The organism is Streptomyces sp. NPDC037421 (assembly GCF_055602105.1).
The window spans coordinates 87,637-106,758 of sequence record NZ_JBVJWV010000020.1 but is presented as its reverse complement, the minus strand read 5'-3'; the positions used below and the strand labels follow the sequence as shown (position 1 = coordinate 106,758).

Here is a 19,122-nt window from a genome sequence, read left to right as displayed (position 1 = left end):
GCCACGTGCGCGTGAAGGCCCCCGCCCGTCCACGGGCGGGGGCCTTCACGCCGTCAGTCCCCGCAGCTGCCGGCGGTGCCCCAGCGCAGGAACTCGCCGCCGCCGGAGGCGTCTTCGGCGAAGACCGCGTACCTGGTGTAGGGCCAGCCGGCCGACCTCGCGGATTCGGAGGCGAGGTCCGCGCAGGCCCGCCGCGCGGCCCTGAGCGCCCAGTCCTCGCGGGTGGCCCGGTCCCACAGGGGCTTGACCGCCCAGACGTACATGACCCGGCCGGCCGGGTCGAAGCCGACGGCCAGGTTCTCGTGGCCGAGCCGGCCGCCGGACCCGGCGGCGGGGCTGCCGTTCCACTCGCCGATGAGCGACGTGGCGGTCCGGTCGGCGACGCGGATCTCGTCCGCGTCGCTGGAGGGGATCTTCGCGACGGCCAGCCCTCCCGCGGCCGGGTACCAGTCGGCGGCCTGCCCCGCCGGCGGAGTGCTGGTGCGGTCGGTGCCCCGGTCTGTGAGGGAGGCCGAACAGGTGGTGTTCGTACGGAAGTCGTCCGACCAGGCGATGCCGGGGCCTCCCGCGCGACCGGTGTCGACGATCACGAAGGTGCCGTACGGGAGGTCCGGGTAGGCGGTGCGGAGGTGGCGCAGGCCCAGGCACGCGGCCCGGGCGACCTCTCGGAGCGAACCGCCGTCGAGCTCCGGACCGCCGGAGGTGACGTAGACCTCGCCCCGGGGCTGGTGGAAGGTCAGGGCGAACTGCTGGGCGGGGTGGTCGGAGGGGTCGAGCCAGGCTCCCGTGCCGATGGACGGATGGGCGTCGTGCTCGGCGGGCGTCTGCGCCGCGCGGGCCTGCCGCCAGGTCGCGAGGGTCGGCCCGCCGTCCGCCGCCGCCCCCTTGGCGTCGGACGGCGGGCCGCCGCTGCCGGACGGGGCGGGGGCGGCCGGGGTACCGGTGGTGCGGGCCGCGTTCCCGGGGGAGGCGACGGCCGGGGTTCCGGCCGCCCGGCCGTCGTCGCGGGTCGCGGCGGGCAGCGCGAGGAGTCCGCCGACGGCCCCGCCCAGGACGGCCGCGCCCACGGTCACGGCGAGCAGCAGGCGCCCCCGGCCGGGGGCCGGCGGGGAGGGCCACGCGGGGTCGTCCACGGCGGGCAGGTGCCACTGGGCGGCGATCGGGTCGCCGGCCAGGGTGGGCGCGACACCGGCGGCGAGGAGCTGGGTGGCCTCCGCGGACAGCAGGGCCGCGCAGCGCGCGGCGGCCCGCTCGGCCGTCGGCCGGGCCGAGGGGGCCTTCGCGAGGGCTTCCTCCACCACCTCGCGGAGCGCGGCGGGGACGCCGTCGAGGTCGGGGTCCCCGGACATGACGCGGAACGCGACCACGTCGGGGGCGCCGGTGCCGAAGGGGAGGCGGCCGGTGGCGGCGTGGGCCACGAGGGCGCCCCAGGCGAAGAGGTCCCCGGCCGGGCCGGTCGTGCCGGAGCGGTAGTGCTCGGGGCTGATCCAGCCCGGCGTGCCGGTCATGACGCCGGTCCGGGTCACCGAGGTGCCGTCGGCGGCGTGGGCGATGCCGAAGTCCAGCATCCGCGGGCCGGCCGGGCTCAGGATGACGTTCTGCGGTTTCACGTCGCGGTGGACCACGCCCGCGCGGTGGATCGCCGAGAGCGCCTGGGCGGTCCCGGCGGCGAAGGCGTACAGGCTGCCGCCGGTGAGCGGGCCGTGGGCGGCCAGGTGCCGGTCCAGGGTCGGGCCGGGTACGTACTCCGCCGCCAGCCAGGGGCGTTCGGCCTCGGTGTCGGCCGCCAGCACGGGCACCAGGCAGGGGCCCTGGACGCGGGCGGACAGGGCGACCTCGCGGCGGAACCGGGCCCGGAACTCCGGGTCCTGGGCCTGCGCCTGGTGAACGGCCTTGACCGCGACCCGCGTTCCCCGGGGATCGAGGGCGGCGTGGACGGTGCCCATGCCGCCGGTGCCGAGGCGCCCGATGATCCGGTAAGGGCCGATCCTCTTCGGGTCGCCGGGGCGGGCGGGGTGAACCCGCCCGCCGGGGGCGGTGCTTCTCAAGGGGGCTTCTCTCTGTCAGCGCGGCTGATTCGGAGGAGACCGTCTCATTTTTGGGACTTCCCATGTCACGCTTTGGCGTTTTATTAAGCTGGGCGGCGCTCATGTCCCAAGTTCGTGGCGCTCCTTCCGAGGGTGTTCGGCATCCGGCCCTGAGCCAGACGGCAACCACCCAGCGGAGGAGTCCCCATGACCACCCCATACCCCGGCCAGCAGCCGGAGCAGCCCTACGGCGGGCAGCCGCAGCAGCCGTACGGTCAGCAGCCGCCGCAGCCCTACGGCCAGCAGCCCCCACCGCCCTACGGTCAGCAGCCGCCGCCCTACGGCTACCCGGTCCCGCCGCAGCCCCCGAAGAAGAGCAACGCCGGCAAGATCATCGGCTTCGGCTGCGGCGGCCTGGTCCTCCTGTCGCTGGTCCTCTTCGCCTGCGGCGCGGCGATCACCGGTGCCTCCAAGAGCGGCACCAAGAAGGACACCGGGTTCGCGGTGCCCTCTGTGCCCGGCGCCTCCTCGGTCCCCAGCGCGGCGCCGATGCAGCCCGCGCCCGGGAACTCCGAGGCGCCGGCCGGGACGGCCGACAAGAACGCCGACGTGGTGCTGACCGCCTCGCCCACGGCCTTCAAGCCCAGCATCCTCGCCCAGGGCAGCGACTACACCTCCGTACAGGTGACCATCGTCAACAACGCCGCCAAGGAAGTCGACGTCAACGTCTTCTACTTCGAGGTCATGGCCGAGGACGGCACGCGCAAGCAGATCGAGCTGGCGGCGTCCGAGGACCAGATCGACACCGTCAAGCTCGCCAAGGGCGAGAAGGCCACCGGGACCATCACGGTCAAGGGCAAGATCACCGCGAAGACGGTCCACTTCAGGAACGGCTTCATCGGCAAGACGTACAGCGCGCCCGTGAAGTAGCCGCGCGGCCCCGGCGGGCCCCGCTCCGGCGGGGCACGGCCCGGGGGAGAGAAGGAGAACGACAGACGAGTCGGCCTGTACGCCGGGTTCTGTCACCCGGAGACCTCGCGGTCGCCGGGGAGACGGCCATCCATCTAGGACCGGCGTTGCCGCCGGCCTCGTGCGGTCTACCCGCGAACATCGGGCGGGCAGCCCTCAAGCGTTCGCGCAGACCCGTCCGGGGACGGATCCTCTTGACCTTGCTCCAGGTGGGGTTTACCTAGCCGCCTGAGTTACCTCAGGCGCTGGTGGTCTCTTACACCACCGTTTCACCCTTACCGGAGGCCGAAGCCCCCGGCGGTCTGTTTTCTGTGGCACTGTCCCGCGGGTCACCCCGGGTGGGCGTTACCCACCACCCTGCCCTGTGGAGCCCGGACGTTCCTCGGCGGGATCCGGGGACCCCGACGCGGCCGCCCGGCCGACTCGTCTGTCGTGCCGACCATGCTACCGGCTGTCCGTGGCGGCTTGACCTTGACGCAGCGGCAGGGTTTCTACTGAGGGGCATGCGGATCGGAGAGATCGCCGCGCTCGTCGGGCTCAGCACCCGGGCGATCCGGCACTACCACCATGTCGGGCTGCTCCCGGAGCCCCGCCGGCGCCCCAACGGATACCGGGCCTACACCGTGCGCGACGCCGTGCTGCTGGCCCGGGTGCGCCGGCTCACCGAGCTCGGGCTCAGCCTCGACGAGGTGCGGGACGTCCTGGCCGACGACGCGGGGCGCGAGCTGGCCGACGTACTCCACGAACTGGACGCCGACCTCGCGCGGCAGGAGGCCGAGCTGGCCGAACGCCGGCGCCGGCTGGCCGTGCTGCTCGCCGCCGGGCCGGGGGAGGGCGAGCCGGTCTCCCCGGCGCTCGCCGCACTGCTGGCGAGGACCCCCGCGACGGGCTCGCCGGCCGCCGCGAAGGACCGCGAGCACCTGACCCTGCTCGACGCCACCGGCGCCGTCGGGGAGGAGCTGTACTCCGTCCTCGGGCGGCTGGCCGCCGACCCCGCGGTGCTCGCACTGTACGAGCGGCTCGACGAACTGGCCGACGCCCCCGTCGACGACCCCCGGATCGGCCCGCTCGCCGAGGCGATGGTCGCCGCCGTACCGGACGAGGCCTTCGCCGCGATCCGGTCCGGCGGGCCCGCCGTCCCCGGCTTCGAGGAGGCGCTGCTCGCCGATTACGCCCCCGCGCAGGCGGAGGTCGTACGCCGGGTGATGGCGGCCTTCACCGGGAAGGGGCGGGCATGAGCGCCGTACGGGCCGCGCGGATCGCGGCCTGCGCCGTCATACCCGGCGAGCTGGTCCTCGTACTGTGCCTCGCGGCCGGGGTGCGCCCGCCCGGGTGGGCGACGGCCGCCGCCGGGGCGCTGGTGCTCGGGACGCTGCTGCTGGAGGCCCGGGTGCTGGGCTCGCTGCGGCGGCGCACCGGCTCCTGGCGGCGGGCCGTACGGGCCGTCGTGCCCGAGCCGGTCCTGCGGCTGCTGCTGCACGAGCTGCGGGCCATCGCCTCCCTCGGCCGGTGGACCGTGCGCCGCGGGCACGGCGTGGGCCCCGGCGACCTCGCCGCCGGGTACACCGGACCGCAGACGGCCATGATGTACGGACTGCTCTTCGTGTCGGTGATCGAGACCGTCGGGCTGGCCGTGCTCATCCCCTGGCCCGCCGTGCACCGCGTGGTGCTGGTCCTCGACGTCTACGGGGTGCTGCTGGTCCTCGCCATGCACGCGGCCTGCGTGACCCGCCCGCACGTGCTGCGGGCCGACGGCTCGCTGCGGATCCGCTACGGGGCCCTGTTCGACCTCACCGTCCCGCCGGACGCGGTGGCCTCGGCCCGGGTGGAGCGCCGCTACCCCGAGGGGCGGCTCGTCACCCTCTCCGAGGACGGGGTGCTCGACCTGATCGTGGGCAGCCAGACGACCGTGACCCTGGAGCTGAACCGCCCGCTGGACTTCCGCCGGCCGCTCGGCGCCCGGGCCAGGGCCCGTACGATCCGCTTCCACGCCGACGACCCCCGCGCGCTGGTGACCGCACTGCGGCAACCCGCACCCCCGTGACGGGCTGCCGCACTGCGTGGGGACTCTCCGGGGGGAGGAGGAGTCGTACGCCGAGCGTGACAAGCCGGCCGGGCCCTGTCTTGTAGAAATCGGCCCCGGGGTACGTCAGGCCGGCGGCGGGAGCAGCACGCTCGTGATGCGGCCCGGCACCCGGTCCAGCGCCGAGCCCGGCGGGAGGCCGCCGCGCAGCAGCGCGAACCGGGCGGGCGGCAGACCCGTCATGGCCTTCACCTCCCGGCCCAGGTGCGCCTGGTCGTGGTAGCCGCAGGCGGCCGCCACCTCGGCCGGGGGCGTACCGGCCGCGAGCCGGCGCAGCGCGTGCTGGAGCCGGAACAGCCGGGCCACGGCCTTGGGCGGCAGCCCCACCTCCTCCCGGAACCGGGCACGCAGCCGGCGTGCGCTCCAGCCGGCCTCCGCCCCCGCCCGGGCCGGCGCACCCGGGCCGGTGTCCGTCCACAGCCGGGCGAGCGCGCCGCGCACCTCGGGGGCGGCGGCCGGGCCCCGGTCCAGGCGGGCGGTGAAGACGGAGTCGAGCAGGTCGAAGCGGGCGGCCCAGCCGTCCGCGGCCCGGAGCCGCTCGGCCAGCTGCCGCCCGCCCGGCCCGAACACGTCGGCGAGGTCCACCAGGCTCCGCTCGAAGTGGGCCATCGGCACCCCGAAGAGCCGGTACGCGCCGAGCGGGCTCATGTTCACCTCCAGCCCGTGCACCGCGCCCGCGTGCACCCCGATCACGGGGCCGGTGCGGGGGCCGCCGATCAGGGCGCGGGAGGCGGCGGCGGGCCGCAGCCGGGCGGTGGCGAGCTCGGCGCCGCGGGTCACCCACAGGCCCTCGTCGAAGGTGAAGACCAGGGTGACGAAGCCGGTGGGCAGCTCCAGGCGCCGCCGGGGCGCCGCGAAACGGGTGTCGAAGCCGGTGTAGTTGACGATGTGCGGGCGCAGCACGGCGGCGGGCCGGCGCACCGGCGGGGCCGGCGCCGGGGCTCCGGCGGGACACGGCCCCACGGGCCGTTCGGCGGCACCCAACTCCGGGCCTCCCGGGGCGCTCGCGCGGCCGGTGGCGCCGCGGGGTGCGCAGATGATGGCAGAGCCGCCCCCCGAGGGCCATACCCCGGGGCGGCGGGCCGTGCGGGAGGTCCCGCAGGGCCCGTCCGGGGGCCCTGCGCCGGGGGCCCTACGCCGGGGCGAAGAGGATCTTCGCGGTGCCCGGGTCGGCCTGGGTCAGCCGGACCCGGATCCGCTCCCCGAGCGGCAGCCGCTCCGCCGGCGACTCGACCCGTCCCACCACGGCCGGTTCCTCCAGGTGGACGGTCCCGACCTTCGGCTCCTGCTCCTTCACGTCGATGACCGTGGCCTCGAAGGTCTCCCCGACCCGGTCCTTGAGCAGCGCCGCCTCCACCAGGTCCACGCACTCCCGCTCGACCGAGTTGGCCAGCCGGGTGCCCTCCGCCATCTCGTGCGGCAGCGCCTCCAGCGCCTCGACCGCCCACGCCGGGGGCTCCGCCCCCGCCACCGCCGCCACGCACAGCTCGCCGGCGTAGCGGTCGGCGAGCCGGCGCAGCGGGGCGGTGCAGTGCGCGTACGGGGCGGCGACCGCCGCGTGCAGGGCGGGGTCCGGGGTCCGGCCGCCGGTGAAGACCGTGTAGCCGGCGCCGCGCAGCAGGGCCGTGCACTCCTGGAGGAAGGCGGCGTGCGCCGGGAGGCGCGGGTCGAGGGAGCGGACCAGCGCCGCGTACGGGACGTGGTGCGGCCAGTCGATCCGCAGGGCCTTCGCCGCCCGGCGCAGCCGCCCGACCGCTCCGTCGGGGGCGGCGGGGAGGGTGCGCAGGATCCCGGTGCCGGAGGCCAGCATCAGCTCGGCGGCCGCCATGCCGGTCATCAGCGAGACCTGGGCGTTCCATCCGTCGGCCGGGAGCGGGGCCCGGTAGTCCAGGCTGTAGGAGCCGTCACGCTCGACGATTTCCTGCTCGGGGGCGTTCAGGGAGATGCCGCCGCGCTCGGCCTCCAGGGCCTCGCGCAGGGTCCCGATGTCCTTCAGCAGGGCCAGGGAGGGTTCGGCGGTGCCGGTGTCGATGGCCTTCTGCACGCCGTCGTAGTCGAGTTTGGCCCGGCTGCGGACCAGGGCCCGGCGGACGTCGGTGGTCTCGACCCGGCCGTCGGAGTCCAGGTCCAGCCGCCATACGAGGGCCGGGCGGGTCCGGTCGGGCAGCAGGCTGGCCGCGTCCTCGGACAGCACGGCCGGGTGCAGGGGGACCTTCCCGTCGGGGAAGTAGAGGGTGGTCACCCGGCGGTGGGCCTCGGCGTCGAGGGCGCCGCCCGGGCTGACGAAGGCGGCGACGTCGGCGATGGCGTAGTGCACGCGGTAGCCGCCGGTGGACCGTTTCGCCAGGTGCATGGCCTGGTCGAGGTCCACGGAGGCGGGCGGGTCGACGGTGAAGAAGGGGAGGCCGGTCATGTCCTCGGACGGCAGCCGGGGAGCGGCGGCCGCCCGCTCGGCCTCGGCGAGCACTTCGGCCGGGAAGGTCCCGGGCACGCCCAGTCGCGTCCGCAGGTCGCCCAGCGCGGCGCGCAGGACCGCCCCGTCCGCTCCGGCCATGTGCATGTGACGGCGTGGCATGGACCGAGCGTAGGCCGTGTCCGGCGGATCCGCGCGGGCCGCGAAACCCGCCGCGCGGCGGAACGCGGCGCGCAAAGGGTTCCGTACGACGGCGGGAGACGGCGTCGAGCCTGTCGCGGACGAGGCCACGGCCGCCCACGGCCCGGCCGGCCGGTGGGCGCGGCCGTGGCCGTCCGCCCGTGCCCGGGCGGCGGCGGGCCGTCTACCCTGGCTCGGGGGCCGCATCCCCTGCGCCGCGTCGTCTGAAGGAGAACCACCGTGCTCGTGCTGCTGCCGCCCTCCGAGGGAAAGGCCGCCGGCGGCTCCGGCGCACCGCTCGACCCCGCGTCCCTGTCGCTGCCGGGCCTGGCCCCCGCGCGGGCGGCCGTACTGGAGGAGCTCGTCGAGCTGTGCGCGGGGGACGAGCTGAAGGCGCGCGAGGTGCTCGGGCTCAGCGAGGGCCTGCGCGGTGAGGTCGCGAAGAACGCCGCCCTGCTCTCGGCACCGGCCCGCCCGGCCGGGGAGATCTACACCGGTGTGCTCTACGACGCCCTGGACCTCGCGGGGCTCCCGGCGCCCGCGCGCGAGCTGGCCGAGCGGACGCTGCTGGTGTTCTCCGGGCTGTGGGGCGCGGTGCGGGTGACGGACCGCATCCCCTCCTACCGCTGCTCGATGGGGGTCAAGCTGCCGGGGCTGGGCGCGCTGGGCGCGTACTGGCGCACGCCGATGGCCGAGGTGATGCCGCAGGCGGCCGGGGACGGGCTGGTGCTGGACCTGCGCTCGTCGGCGTACGCGTCCGCGTGGAAGCCGAAGGGGGAGACGGCGGGCCGCACCGCCACGGTGCGGGTGCTGCACTCGCAGGTGGTGGACGGGGTGGAGAAGCGGTCGGTGGTGAGCCACTTCAACAAGGCCACCAAGGGCCGCCTGGTACGCGACCTGCTGCTCGCCGGGGCCGTCCCGGCGTCGCCGGCGGAGCTGGTGACGGCCCTGCGGGACCTGGGCTACGCGGTGGAGGCCGAGGCGCCCGCGAAGCCGGCGAAGGCCTGGTCCCTCGACGTGGTCGTCACCCAGATCCACTGAGCCCCGCCCTTCCACGCGCCGCTCGCGCGGCTCGGCCGCGAGCGGCGCGTGAAGGAGGAGACGGCCTGGGGGGCAGTGTCCGGCCCTGATCCGCCGGACACCCCTAGCGCACTGGCGGCCAGGCCGCCGCGGCCGGGGTCTGGTCCAGCGCGCCCGCGTACTGGGCGCAGGCGTCCGTCAGGGTTTCCAGGAGGGTCAGCGGGTCCGGGAGCGGGTGGCGTACGTCGCGCAGCCAGCTCACCGAGTGGTCGCCCGGGAGGGCGGCCGGGGGGAGCAGGACGTAGCTGCCGCGGCAGTGCCAGCGCAGACCGGGGTGTTCGTCCATCGTCTCGGGGTGGCAGTCCAGTTCGCAGGGCCACCATTCGTCCTCGTCCTCCGGCGTACCGCGGGTCGCCGTGAAGAAGAGCATCCGGGCCTGGTCGCCGGTGCCGCCGGACTCGGCGACGGGGCCGACCTCGATGCCCGCGGCCAGCAGGCGCTCCAGGGCGCTGCGGCCGGCCTCCAGGGGAACGTCCAGGACGTCGTGCACCATGCCGGTCGCGGTGATGAAGTTGGCCTGGGGCTGGTTGCGGGCCCAACGCTCGATCTGCGCGCGGTCGGTGGTCGACTGGGTCTGCCAGGCGAAGGAGACGGGGTGCCGTGCGGGCGTGGGACAGCCGATGCGGTCGCACGAACACCGGTAGCCGTCGGCGGGATGCGCGGCGGGGGCGAGGGGGAGTCCGGCGGCGGCGACGGCCAGGAGGAGGGCTTCGCGCTCCTTGCCGGGGTCCTCGGGGGCGGGCTTCGAGCGGCGGCGAAGCCACTGGGAAATCCTGCTCAGCTCGCCGCGTTTGACGCGGCCGGACTCAGACCCCATCTATCCCCTCACCTCACCGTTGCCCCGGCAGACCATTCCATGGTCCCACCATCGGGAGCGCCGGGTGACCGCACCCCCCGAACGGACTCCCCGATCGGGTTCCCCACATAACCACAAAATCGGGCCATATGGTTCTCGGCCGTGCCGGTGTCACCGGCTCTCCGGCCGCCCGGCGGTGACGTATCCCACGCCGCCCAGCACCCCGTCCACCAGCGCGTCCGCGAAGCGGTGCGTCAGCGGCCCGGTCCGCATCAGCCACCGGTAGGTCACCGGGCCCACCAGCATCTCCACCGTCAGCCGCAGATCCGCGTCCGCCGGGAGCTGCCCGGCGTCCCGGGCCGCCCGCAACCGGGCCTCGTACAGGGCGAGCTGCGGCTCCAGCAGCTTCTCCGTGAAGCGGGCCCCCAGCTCCGGGTCGTCCGCCCCGGCGGCGGCGAGGGCGCGCGCGGGGGCCTCGTACCGGGCGTCGGCGAACTCGTCCACCGTGCCCCGCAGTACGGCCTTGAGGTCCGCCGCCAGGTCCCCGGTGTCCGGGAAGCCGGTCCAGCCGCCCTCCGCGCCCGCCTCCCCGGCCAGCGCCAGCGAGGCCTCCAGCAGCACCTCGGCCTTCGAGGACCACCAGCGGTAGATCGTCTGCTTGCCGACTCCCGCGCGGGCCGCGATGGCCTCGATGGTCAGCTTGCTGTAGCCGACCTCGCCGACCAGCACGAGGGCGGCGTCGAGGATGGCGCGCCGGGAGCGGTCGCTGCGGCGGGTGGCATCGGGGGTTTTGGTCACCGGCCCAACCTATCAAGGCAGTCCGAGACGTCTCGTCTTCCAGCCGTTGTGGTAATTCACCCGATCAGTTCACTGCGCGGTCACCCCTGAGGAGAGACGATTCTCTCGACGCGCGCACAGCACCGTGAGTCCGTAGTCGTAGTCGTGAGGAGCCTTCTTTGCGCAGAGACGCCACACCCCGGCGCTACCTGATGTGCCCACCCGCACACTTCAAGGTCACGTACTCCATCAACCCGTGGATGGACCCCACGAAACCGGTGGACCTGCCCCTCGCACACGCCCAGTGGGAAGACCTGAGGGACCGCTACCGCTCCCTCGGGCACACCGTCGAGACCCTCGTCCCCGATCCCGGCCTGCCCGACATGGTCTACGCCGCGAACGGAGCCCTCGTCGTCGACGGCCGCGTGCTCGGCGCCCGCTTCGCCTACCCGGAACGCGCCGCCGAGGCGGAGATCCACCTCGACTGGTTCCGCGCGCACGGCTTCGAGGACGTCCACGAGCCCTCGCACGTCAACGAGGGCGAGGGGGACTTCGCCGTCACCGCCACCTACATCCTGGCCGGCCGGGGCTTCCGCTCCAGCCCGCTCTCGCACGACGAGGCGCAGGAGTTCTTCGGCCGCCCCGTCATCGGCCTCGACCTGGTGGACCCGCGCTACTACCACCTGGACACGGCGCTCTGCGTCCTCGACGGCGACGAGATCATGTACCACCCGCCGGCCTTCTCGCCTGGCAGCCAGGCCGTGCTGCGCAGGCTGTTCCCCGACGCCCTGGTCGTGGAGGACGAGGACGCGGCGGCCTTCGGCCTGAACTCGGTTTCCGACGGGCGGCACGTACTGCTCCCGCAGGGCGCGACCGGGCTGCTGGCCCCGCTGCGCGACCGGGGGTTCGAGCCGATCCCGATGGACCTGGGCGAGCTGCTCAAGGGCGGTGGAAGCGTGAAGTGCTGCACCCAGGAGCTGCGGCCCTAGGCCGTCCCTTCCGGATCTCGCCGGTCAGGTGAGATCCGGAAGAGACGGCCCGGCCCTGCTACTCCCCGGCCGGGGCGGGCGGCCAGGCTTCGCCCCACTCGACGTCCCGGGCCGCCTTGTAGAGGCCGCCGTGGCGCTTGGTGACGGTGGCCCGGGACAGCCCCGCCTCCTCGGGACCGCACAGGTCCAGCAGGACCAGCCCCTTCCGGATCTGCGGCCTGCGCGTGATCCGGGAGGGGACCGGCGTCACGGGGAACCGCGTCGCGGCGACGTAGCTGAACTTCTCGTCCTCGTACGGCAGGGACCCGCCCTTGACCTTCCGGTGCAGGGAGGAGCGGCTGACCCGGGCCGAGAAGTGGCACCAGTCCTGCCCGACCTCGATGGGGCAGGCCCCGTCGTGCGGGCAGGGCGCCGCCACCGTCATCCCGGCCGCCACCAGCTGCTCGCGGGCCTCGCGGATGCGCAGGTAGCCCTGGGGCGTGCCCGGCTCGATCAGTACGACGGCCTGCCCGGCCCGGGCCGCCTCGGCGACGACCGCCGTGCGGGCCTGCTCGGTCAGTTCGCCGAGCACGTACGACACGGTCACCAGGTCCGCGTCGGGCAGGCTGATCCCGCTGCCGATGACGGCACGGTGCCACTGGGCCGCGCGCAGCACCCCGGAGGGCGAGCGGCCCGCCAGCTCCTTGCCGAGCGCCAGTGCCGGCTCCGCCCAGTCCAGCACCGTCGTCGCGCGGGGCCCGTCCCAGGTGGCGTCCACCGCCCAGGTCGCGGCGCCCGTGCCGCCGCCCACGTCCACGTGCGAGGCCGGCGTCCAGTCCGGGGCGGCCTCCGCCAGCCCGTCCAGGGCCGACCGTACGGCTTCGAAGGTGGCCGGCATCCGGTACGCCGCGTACGCCGCCACGTCGGAGCGGTCGCGCAGGACGGGGGCGTCGGTGGGGGTGGCCCCGCGGTAGTTGGCGATCAGGCGCTCGACGGCGGCCGAGGCCTGCTTCGGCGGGAGCCCGTCGAGCAGCCCGGCGAGCGCGCTGCGGAGGGTTTCGGCGGTGGTGGGGGCGGGTGCGGCGTTCACCCGGGAAGTTTACGGCGCCCCGGGGCCCGCTCCGGGTGCGCCCGGAGCCGCGGGCACGGCCATGGGCTCCCGCGTCCGCCAGGGGCGGCACATCCCGAGGAAGCAGGCCACCGCCAGCAGCGAGCAGCCGAGCTGTACGAGCGCCATCGGCACCGCCGTGTCCTCGCCCGCGATCCCGACCAGCGGCGAGGCGACCGCCCCGACCAGGAAGGAGGAGGTGCCCAGCAGCGCGGACGCCGATCCGGCGGAGTGCGGGGTGCGCATGAGGGCCTGCGCGTTGGTGTTCGGCAGGACCAGGCCCATCGCCGACATCAGCACGAACAGCGCGGCGGCGACGGGCACCAGCCCGGCCTTCCCGAACACCCCGGTGGACATGAGCAGCAGGGCGACGGAGGCGGCGGTGATGACGGCGAGCCCGGTGGCCAGGGCCTTGTCCAGGCTGACCCGGCCCACCAGCAGCTTGCCGTTGATCTGGCCGACGACGATCAGCCCGACGGAGTTCAGGCCGAACAGCAGGCTGAAGGCCTGCGGGGAGGCCCCGTAGATCTCCTGCACGACGAAGGGCGAGGCGGATATGTAGGAGAAGAGCACCGCGAAGGCGAAGCCGCCCGCCAGGGTGTACCCGGCGAAGACCCGGTCGCCGAGCAGCCCGCGCATGGTCCGCAGCGCGGCGCCGACCCCGCCGGTCTGGCGGCGCTCGGGCGGCAGCGTCTCGCCGAGGCTGCGCCATACGACGAGGGTGAGGGCGAGGCCGACGGCGGTGAGGACGACGAAGACCCCGCGCCAGTCGGCGAAGCGGAGCACCTGGCCGCCGATGAGCGGGGCGATGATCGGGGCGGTCCCGGATATCAGCATCAGGGTGGAGAAGAAGCGGGCCATCTCGACGCCCTCGTACAGGTCGCGCACGACGGCCCGGGCGATCACGATGGCGGCCGCGCCGGCCAGGCCCTGGAGCAGCCGGAAGGCGATGAGCAGTTCGGCGCTCGGGGCGAGGGCGCAGATCGCGGTGGCGAGTACGTAGACGGCCATGCCGGTCAGCAGCGGCCCGCGGCGGCCCCACTTGTCGCTCATCGGGCCGATGACCAGCTGGCCGAGCGCCATGCCGGCGAGGCAGGAGGTGAGGGTGAGCTGGACGGTCGCGGCGGGGCTGTGCAGGGCGGCGGTGACCTCGGGCAGGGCCGGGAGGTACATGTCCATGGACAGCGGGGGGAGGGCGGTGAGGCCGCCCAGGATGAAGGTGACCAGCAGGCCGGTGCGGCGCGCGGCCGTCAGGGGGGCGGCGGCGGGGGCCTTCCGGGACGCCGCGCCGGCCGGCGGCCCGGGGGCCGGACGGGGTGACGGAACGGGCGACGGATCGGGCGACGGCCCGTGCGAGGGGGCCGTAGAGGGGCCGCTCTCCGACATGCGGAACTCCAGTCTTTTCATCTGCTTTACGCACCCCTGACCGACCCATGCTCTCAGCTGTCGGAACGTCCCGGGCCGGATGTCCGCTGTGACGTACTCTGCGGCCCCATGAGCGCACCCGCGAAGAAGACCGCTGTAGTGACCGGAGCCGGTTCCGGGATCGGCCGTTCCGTGGCCCTGGCCCTGGCCGGCGCCGGCTGGTCGGTGGCCGTGGCCGGGCGCCGGACCGGGCCCCTGGAGGAGACGGCCGCCGCGGCCGGAGCGGGCGCGGAGGTGCTGCCCGTACCGGCCGACGTCAGCGACCCCCGGGACGTGGCCGCGCTGTTCGGGACGGTACGGGAGCGGTACGGGCGGCTCGACCTGCTCTTCAACAACGCCGGCACCTTCGGCCCCGCCGGGGTCCCGCTGGAGGACATCGGGTACGAGGCCTGGCGCCAGGTCGTGGACGTCAACCTGACCGGCTCCTTCCTCTGCGCACAGGCGGCGTTCCGCGTGATGAAGGAGCAGGACCCGCAGGGCGGCCGGATCATCAACAACGGCTCCATCTCCGCCCACGTCCCGCGCCCGAACTCCATCGCCTACACCGCGACCAAGCACGCCATGACCGGCCTGACCAAGTCCCTGTCGCTCGACGGGCGCCCGTACCGGATCGCCTGCGGACAGATCGACATCGGCAACGCGGCCACCGAGATGACCGAGCGCATGCAGACCGGCATCCTCCAGGCCAACGGCCAGCTGGCCGTGGAGCCGGTGATGGACGCCGCCGACGTGGCCCGCACCGTGCTGCACATGGCGGAGCTCCCGCTGGAGGCCAACGTCCAGTTCGCGACCGTGATGGCCACCGCGATGCCGTACATCGGGCGCGGCTGACCGGGCGGGCCGGGCGGGCGGGCCGGGCGGAACCTTTACGGCCGCCCGCCCGCGGATGATCATGAGCGCATGACGAACACCGAGGTACTGCGCTACACCGCCTTCGCCACGGACCCCGAGGGCGGCAACCCCGCCGGGGTCGTGCTCGACGCGGCCGGGCTGGACGAGGCCGCCATGCTGGAGATCGCCGCCGGACTCGGCTACAGCGAGACGGCCTTCCTGACGGACCCGCCCGAGGGGCTCGGCGGCGAGCCCGGCCGGGCGTTCTCCGTCCGCTACTTCAGCCCCAAGGCGGAGGTGCCGTTCTGCGGGCACGCCACCGTCGCCACCGCCGTGGCGCTGGCCGAACGGACCGGGCCCGGGGACCTGCTCTTCGCGACCCCCGTCGGAACCGTCCCGGTCTCCGTCACCACCGAGGACGGCAGGCTGCGGGCCACCCTGACCAGCGTCGAACCGCACACCGAGGAGATCGCCGACGCCGACCTCGCCGAGGCGCTGGCCGCCCTGGACTGGCCGGCCGCCGACCTCGACCCGGCGTTCCCGCCCCGGATCGCCTTCGCCGGCAACCGCCACCTGGTGCTCGGGGCCGCCAGCCGCGCCCGGCTCGCGGACCTCGCGTACGACTTCCCCCGGCTGGAGGCGCTGATGCGGCGCCTGGACCTGACCACCGTCCAGCTGGTGTACCGCGCGGGCCCGGAGCTCTTCCACGTACGCGACCCCTTCCCGGTCGGCGGCGTCGTCGAGGACCCCGCCACGGGAGCCGCCGCGGCCGCCTTCGGCGCGTACGCCCGCGAACTCGGCCTGGTCCCGGAGCAGGCCGAGCTCACCCTCCACCAGGGCGAGGACATGGGCCGCCCCGGCGTCCTGACCGTCGGGCTGCGCGCCGGCGACCCCCGCGTACGGGTCGGCGGCGCGGGCGTCCGCATCCCCTGACGCATCCCTGACGCATCCCCCGGCGCGGCCGTCCCGCGCGAAACGGCCCGGCCGCCTCCCCCGGGGGGAAGGCGGCCGGGCCGTTTCGCGGGACCGGTCAGTCCTTGGCGGGACCGCTCGCCGACGCGGCCGGGGCCGGCGCCGCGGCCGGGGTGCGCAGGCGGGCCGGGAGGAGGAACAGCGTCAGGACGACCGCCAGGTACAGGGACCACACCACCAGCTGGTAGACGGTGGGGTCCGGCTGGAAGTTGAAGACGCCCTTGAGCAGCACCCCGTACCAGCTGTCCGGCGCGATCACCGAGCTGATGTCGAAGGCCTTGTCGGTCAGGCCGCCGAGGAAGCCGGCCTCCTGGAGGTCGTGGACCCCGTACGCGAGCACGCCCGCGGCCACGACCACCAGCATCCCGCCGGTCCACTTGAAGAACTTCGCCAGGTTGATCTTCAGGGCGCCCCGGTAGAACAGCCAGCCGAGGACGATGGCGGTCGCGATGCCCAGCAGTACGCCGATCAGCGGCGCCGAGGAACCCTCGCCGCTCGCGCGGACCGACGCCCACACGAACAGCGCCGTCTCCAGGCCCTCGCGGCCCACCGCCAGGAAGGCGGTGGCGACCAGCGCGCCGGTGCCCATGGCGAGCGCCGAGTCGAGCTTGCCGTGCAGCTCGGCCTTCAGGTGCCGCGCGGTGCGCTTCATCCAGAAGACCATCCACGTCACCAGGCCCACCGAGATGATCGACAGGCTGCCGCCGAGCAGCTCCTGCGCCTCGAAGGTCAGCTCCTGCGTGCCGAACTCCAGCAGCGCGCCGAAGGTGAGCGAGAGCCCGCAGGCGATTCCGATGCCGAGCCAGACCGGGCGCAGGGCGGCCCGGTTCCCGGTTTTGACCAGGTACGCGACGAGGATGCAGACGACCAGACTGGCCTCCAGCCCCTCGCGCAGGCCGATCAGATAGTTGCCGAACACGGCGTTTCCTCTCCGGCGGGGACTACGCGAACAGGGACCGGCCCCACCAGTCGTCCTTGTCGCGGACGCCCGGCGGGACGGCGAAGATCGCCGAACCCACGTGCTGGATGTACTCGTTCAGGACGTCCGCCTTCGCCAGCTGGCGCTGGATCGGGATGAAGCCCTTGCGGACGTCGCGCTGGTAGGCCAGGAAGAACAGGCCGGCGTCGAGGCGGCCCAGGCCGTCCGTGCCGTCGGTGAAGGAGTAGCCGCGACGCAGGATCGTCGCCCCGTTGTTGGTGTCGGGGTGCGCGAGGCGCACGTGCGCCTCCGGCTTCATCGCCTTCAGGAACGGCTCGTCGCGCTCCTTGGACTTGCCCACGGGGGCACCCTCGCCCTTGTCGCGGCCGAAGATGTCCTCCTGCTCCTGCAGGGGGGTGCGGTCCCAGATCTCGATGTTCATCCGGATGCGCCGGGCGACCAGGTACGAGCCGCCGGCCAGCCAGTCGCTGCCGTCGCCCGCGCCGACCCACACGTGCTTGTCCAGGGCGGCCTTGTCGGTGCCCGAGATGTTCCGGGTGCCGTCCTTGAAGCCCATCATGTTGCGCGGGGTCTGCTCCTCGGGCGTGGTCGAGGAGGTCTTGCCGAAGCCGAGCTGAGACCAGCGGACGACGACCTTGCCGAAGCCGATGCGGGCCAGCTGGCGGATGGCGTGCACCGCGACCTGCGGGTCGTCGGCGCAGGCCTGGACGCACAGGTCGCCGCCGGAGCGCGCCTGGTCCAGGTTGTCGCCGGGGAAGAGCTCCAGGTCCACCAGGGCCTCGGGGCGCTTGCCCTCCAGGCCGAAGCGGTCCTTGGCGAACAGCCCCGGGCCGAAGCCGATGGTCAGCGTGAGGCGGGAGGGCTTGAGGCCGAGGGCCTCGCCGGTGTCGGTGGGCGGGGCCTCGGGCGCGCCCTCGAACACGTCGCCGACCGGCAGGCCGGCCGTCATCAGCCGGGCCGCGGCCGTCCACTCCTTGAGGAGCGCGACCAGCTCGTCGCGGCTCTTCGTCTTGACGTCGAAGGCCGCGAAGTGCAGCCGGTCCTGGACGGCGCTCGCGATGCCGGCCTGGTGCTCGCCGTGGAAGGGGACCGCCGCCCCGGCGGAGGCCGCCGGGGAGATGTCCGATCCGCTGCCGAACGCGGCGACCGCGCCGCCGGCCGCGGCCGCGCCGACCGCCAGCCCCGCCCCGCCCCAGCCGAGCACGGCACGGCGCGAGGGCGCTCCGGGGGCGTCTGCGGCACCCGTGGTCTCTTCCGACACCTGGTCGGTCATCGTGGTTCTCCCGCCTCTGCCTGGATCCGGACTACTTGACGACCGCGGCGGCCAGCTTGGAGAGCGGCTCGCCCAGCGCGCTCACGGCGTCCGAGAGCTCCTTGCGCTCGGCCTCGCCGACCTTGTCGTACGAGGTGAACTCGTAGGTGTTCTTGTCGGCGCGGTACTTGTCCAGGAGGGTGTTCATCGCGGCGAACTGGGTGTCCAGCTGCTTGGCGAGCTCCGGGTCGTTCTTGGCGGTGACCGCCTTGAGGAGCTCGTAGGACTTCTGGGCGCCCTCGACGTTGGCCTTGAAGTCGACCAGGTCGGTGTGGCTGTAGCGCTCTTCCTCGCCCGTCACCTTGCCGGTGGCGACCTCGTCGAGCAGTTCCTTGGCGCCGTTGGCCATGGAGGTGGGGGTGATCTCGGCCGTGCCGACCTTCTTCTGCCAGTCGGTCAGGTCGGCGATCAGGGTGTCGGCGAGCTTCTTGTCGTTGTCGTCGATCTTGTTGTCCTGGAAGAGGGACTTCTCCAGGCGGTGCCAGCCGGTCCAGTCCTTGGCCGGGTCCTGGCCGGCCTCCAGGCCGTCCTCGCGGACGTCGACCTTCGGGTCGATGTCGCCGAAGGACTCGGCGACGGGCTCGGTGCGCTCCCAGCCGATGCGGGAGGGGGCGTAGGCCTTCTTCGCGGCCTCCAGGTCGCCGGCCTTGACGGCGTCGGCGAAGACCTTGGCCTTCGGCAGGGTCTCGTCGGCCTGCTCCTGGACGTACTTGCGGTACGCGGCGACCGCGGCGTCCAGCTCGGGGCTGCGCTTCTCGGTGCCGCCCTTGCCGGTGGCCTTGACCTGGGTGCGGATGCCGTCGCCCTTCATGCCGGGCTTGCAGGTGAAGGCGTAGTCGCCCGCCTTGATCTCGGCGGTGATGGTGGCCTTGGTGCCGGGGCCGATGTTCTCGCGCTCGGCGACGATCCGGTCGTCCGGGAAGAGGATGTAGAGCTCGGTGACCTTGGAGCCCTTGTTCTCGACCTCGATGGTGACCTTGCCGGCCGGGAACTCGGTCTTCGAGACCTCGCAGGCGCTGTCGGTCGCGTTCACGTGGATCGCGCCGGAGCCGCTCTTGTCGCTCTTCTCGGCGCAGCCGGTGACTGCGGTGAGCGCGGCGACGGCTGCGGCCGCGGTGAGGACGGTGAGGCGGGCGGGGCGCATGTGGGCTCCTGGCGGGGGTGAAGGCTGGGGGAGGGCTGGTGAGGCGGACCTAACTTAACCGAGGCTTACCTGACCGATACCCACTCGTCCAGTGATT

At 74.2% G+C, this 19,122-nt stretch carries 17 protein-coding genes and 1 other RNA gene; 7 read left to right on the top strand and 11 right to left on the bottom strand.

Annotated elements, in window-relative coordinates; genetic code table 11:
- Positions 1-53: 53 nt before the first annotated feature.
- The gene (locus ACZ7IF_RS25820) at positions 54-2,048 is read right to left on the bottom strand and encodes a serine/threonine-protein kinase (protein ID WP_470975615.1); all 1,995 of its coding nucleotides are present in this window, start codon (positions 2,046-2,048) and stop codon (positions 54-56) included.
- Between the two features lie 186 nt (positions 2,049-2,234).
- On the opposite strand from ACZ7IF_RS25820, the gene ACZ7IF_RS25815 reads away from it, so the two are divergent.
- Positions 2,235-2,957: a DUF4352 domain-containing protein gene (locus ACZ7IF_RS25815; RefSeq protein WP_470975613.1), complete on the top strand. Its 723-nt coding sequence runs from the start codon at positions 2,235-2,237 to the stop codon at positions 2,955-2,957.
- Between the two features lie 62 nt (positions 2,958-3,019).
- On the opposite strand, the gene rnpB is transcribed toward ACZ7IF_RS25815, so the two are convergent.
- An RNA gene (gene rnpB / locus ACZ7IF_RS25810) (RNase P RNA component class A) lies at positions 3,020-3,422 on the bottom strand.
- Between the two features lie 77 nt (positions 3,423-3,499).
- Here rnpB and ACZ7IF_RS25805 point away from each other — a divergent pair.
- Together ACZ7IF_RS25805 and ACZ7IF_RS25800 are read left to right on the top strand one after the other, a co-directional pair.
- Positions 3,500-4,234 (top strand): MerR family transcriptional regulator, encoded by a 735-nt coding sequence (locus ACZ7IF_RS25805; protein WP_470975610.1) that lies wholly within the window; start codon positions 3,500-3,502, stop codon positions 4,232-4,234.
- Positions 4,231-5,040 carry a hypothetical protein gene (locus ACZ7IF_RS25800; RefSeq protein ID WP_470975607.1) on the top strand — a complete coding sequence of 270 codons (810 nt, stop codon included), beginning with the start codon at positions 4,231-4,233 and terminating at the stop codon, positions 5,038-5,040. Before ACZ7IF_RS25805 ends, ACZ7IF_RS25800 begins: the two co-directional genes overlap by 4 nt.
- A gap of 105 nt (positions 5,041-5,145) precedes the next feature.
- On the opposite strand, the gene ACZ7IF_RS25795 is transcribed toward ACZ7IF_RS25800, so the two are convergent.
- Entirely contained in the window at positions 5,146-6,063 is a 918-nt protein-coding gene (locus ACZ7IF_RS25795; RefSeq protein WP_470975604.1) for an AraC family transcriptional regulator, read from the bottom strand.
- Positions 6,064-6,211: 148 nt separating this feature from the next.
- On the bottom strand, positions 6,212-7,654 hold the full coding sequence (locus tag ACZ7IF_RS25790; RefSeq protein ID WP_470975602.1) for an RNB domain-containing ribonuclease: 1,443 nt from the start codon (positions 7,652-7,654) through the stop codon (positions 6,212-6,214).
- Positions 7,655-7,912: 258 nt separating this feature from the next.
- Between ACZ7IF_RS25790 and yaaA the strand changes: the two genes are divergently transcribed.
- A complete protein-coding gene (yaaA, locus tag ACZ7IF_RS25785; RefSeq protein WP_470975600.1) occupies positions 7,913-8,713 on the top strand; it encodes a peroxide stress protein YaaA in 801 nt (266 codons plus the stop codon).
- 103 nt (positions 8,714-8,816) lie between these two features.
- Here yaaA and ACZ7IF_RS25780 read toward each other — a convergent pair whose 3' ends face one another.
- Both ACZ7IF_RS25780 and ACZ7IF_RS25775 read right to left on the bottom strand, forming a co-directional pair.
- Complete coding sequence (locus ACZ7IF_RS25780; protein ID WP_470975597.1) at positions 8,817-9,569, bottom strand: bifunctional DNA primase/polymerase; 753 nt, start codon at positions 9,567-9,569, stop codon at positions 8,817-8,819.
- A 150-nt stretch (positions 9,570-9,719) separates the two neighbouring features.
- Positions 9,720-10,346, bottom strand: a complete 627-nt coding sequence (locus ACZ7IF_RS25775; RefSeq protein WP_470975594.1) for a TetR/AcrR family transcriptional regulator — start codon at positions 10,344-10,346, stop codon at positions 9,720-9,722.
- A 158-nt stretch (positions 10,347-10,504) separates the two neighbouring features.
- Here ACZ7IF_RS25775 and ddaH point away from each other — a divergent pair, with 158 nt between their 5' ends.
- A complete protein-coding gene (gene ddaH / locus ACZ7IF_RS25770) occupies positions 10,505-11,314 on the top strand; it encodes a dimethylargininase (protein WP_470975590.1) in 810 nt (269 codons plus the stop codon).
- Between the two features lie 58 nt (positions 11,315-11,372).
- Here the strand turns inward: ddaH and ACZ7IF_RS25765 are convergent, their stop codons facing one another.
- Both ACZ7IF_RS25765 and ACZ7IF_RS25760 read right to left on the bottom strand, forming a co-directional pair.
- Entirely contained in the window at positions 11,373-12,383 is a 1,011-nt protein-coding gene (locus ACZ7IF_RS25765) for a small ribosomal subunit Rsm22 family protein (protein ID WP_470975587.1), read from the bottom strand.
- Positions 12,384-12,392: 9 nt separating this feature from the next.
- Positions 12,393-13,787, bottom strand: coding sequence for a multidrug effflux MFS transporter (locus ACZ7IF_RS25760; RefSeq protein ID WP_470975585.1), 1,395 nt, complete (start codon positions 13,785-13,787; stop codon positions 12,393-12,395).
- Between the two features lie 108 nt (positions 13,788-13,895).
- Between ACZ7IF_RS25760 and ACZ7IF_RS25755 the strand changes: the two genes are divergently transcribed.
- Together ACZ7IF_RS25755 and ACZ7IF_RS25750 are read left to right on the top strand one after the other, a co-directional pair.
- The gene (locus tag ACZ7IF_RS25755) at positions 13,896-14,657 is read left to right on the top strand and encodes an SDR family oxidoreductase (protein ID WP_470975582.1); all 762 of its coding nucleotides are present in this window, start codon (positions 13,896-13,898) and stop codon (positions 14,655-14,657) included.
- A gap of 69 nt (positions 14,658-14,726) precedes the next feature.
- Positions 14,727-15,590 (top strand): PhzF family phenazine biosynthesis isomerase, encoded by an 864-nt coding sequence (locus ACZ7IF_RS25750; RefSeq protein WP_470975579.1) that lies wholly within the window; start codon positions 14,727-14,729, stop codon positions 15,588-15,590.
- Between the two features lie 97 nt (positions 15,591-15,687).
- Here ACZ7IF_RS25750 and efeU read toward each other — a convergent pair whose 3' ends face one another.
- The 3 genes from efeU to efeO are packed head-to-tail and all read right to left on the bottom strand — an operon-like array spanning position 15,688 to position 19,025.
- A complete protein-coding gene (efeU, locus tag ACZ7IF_RS25745; protein WP_470975576.1) occupies positions 15,688-16,548 on the bottom strand; it encodes an iron uptake transporter permease EfeU in 861 nt (286 codons plus the stop codon).
- 22 nt (positions 16,549-16,570) lie between these two features.
- Positions 16,571-17,842 (bottom strand): iron uptake transporter deferrochelatase/peroxidase subunit, encoded by a 1,272-nt coding sequence (gene efeB / locus ACZ7IF_RS25740; protein WP_470975573.1) that lies wholly within the window; start codon positions 17,840-17,842, stop codon positions 16,571-16,573.
- Positions 17,843-17,873: 31 nt separating this feature from the next.
- On the bottom strand, positions 17,874-19,025 hold the full coding sequence (gene efeO, locus ACZ7IF_RS25735; protein ID WP_470975571.1) for an iron uptake system protein EfeO: 1,152 nt from the start codon (positions 19,023-19,025) through the stop codon (positions 17,874-17,876).
- Between the last annotated feature and the right edge of the window lie 97 nt (positions 19,026-19,122).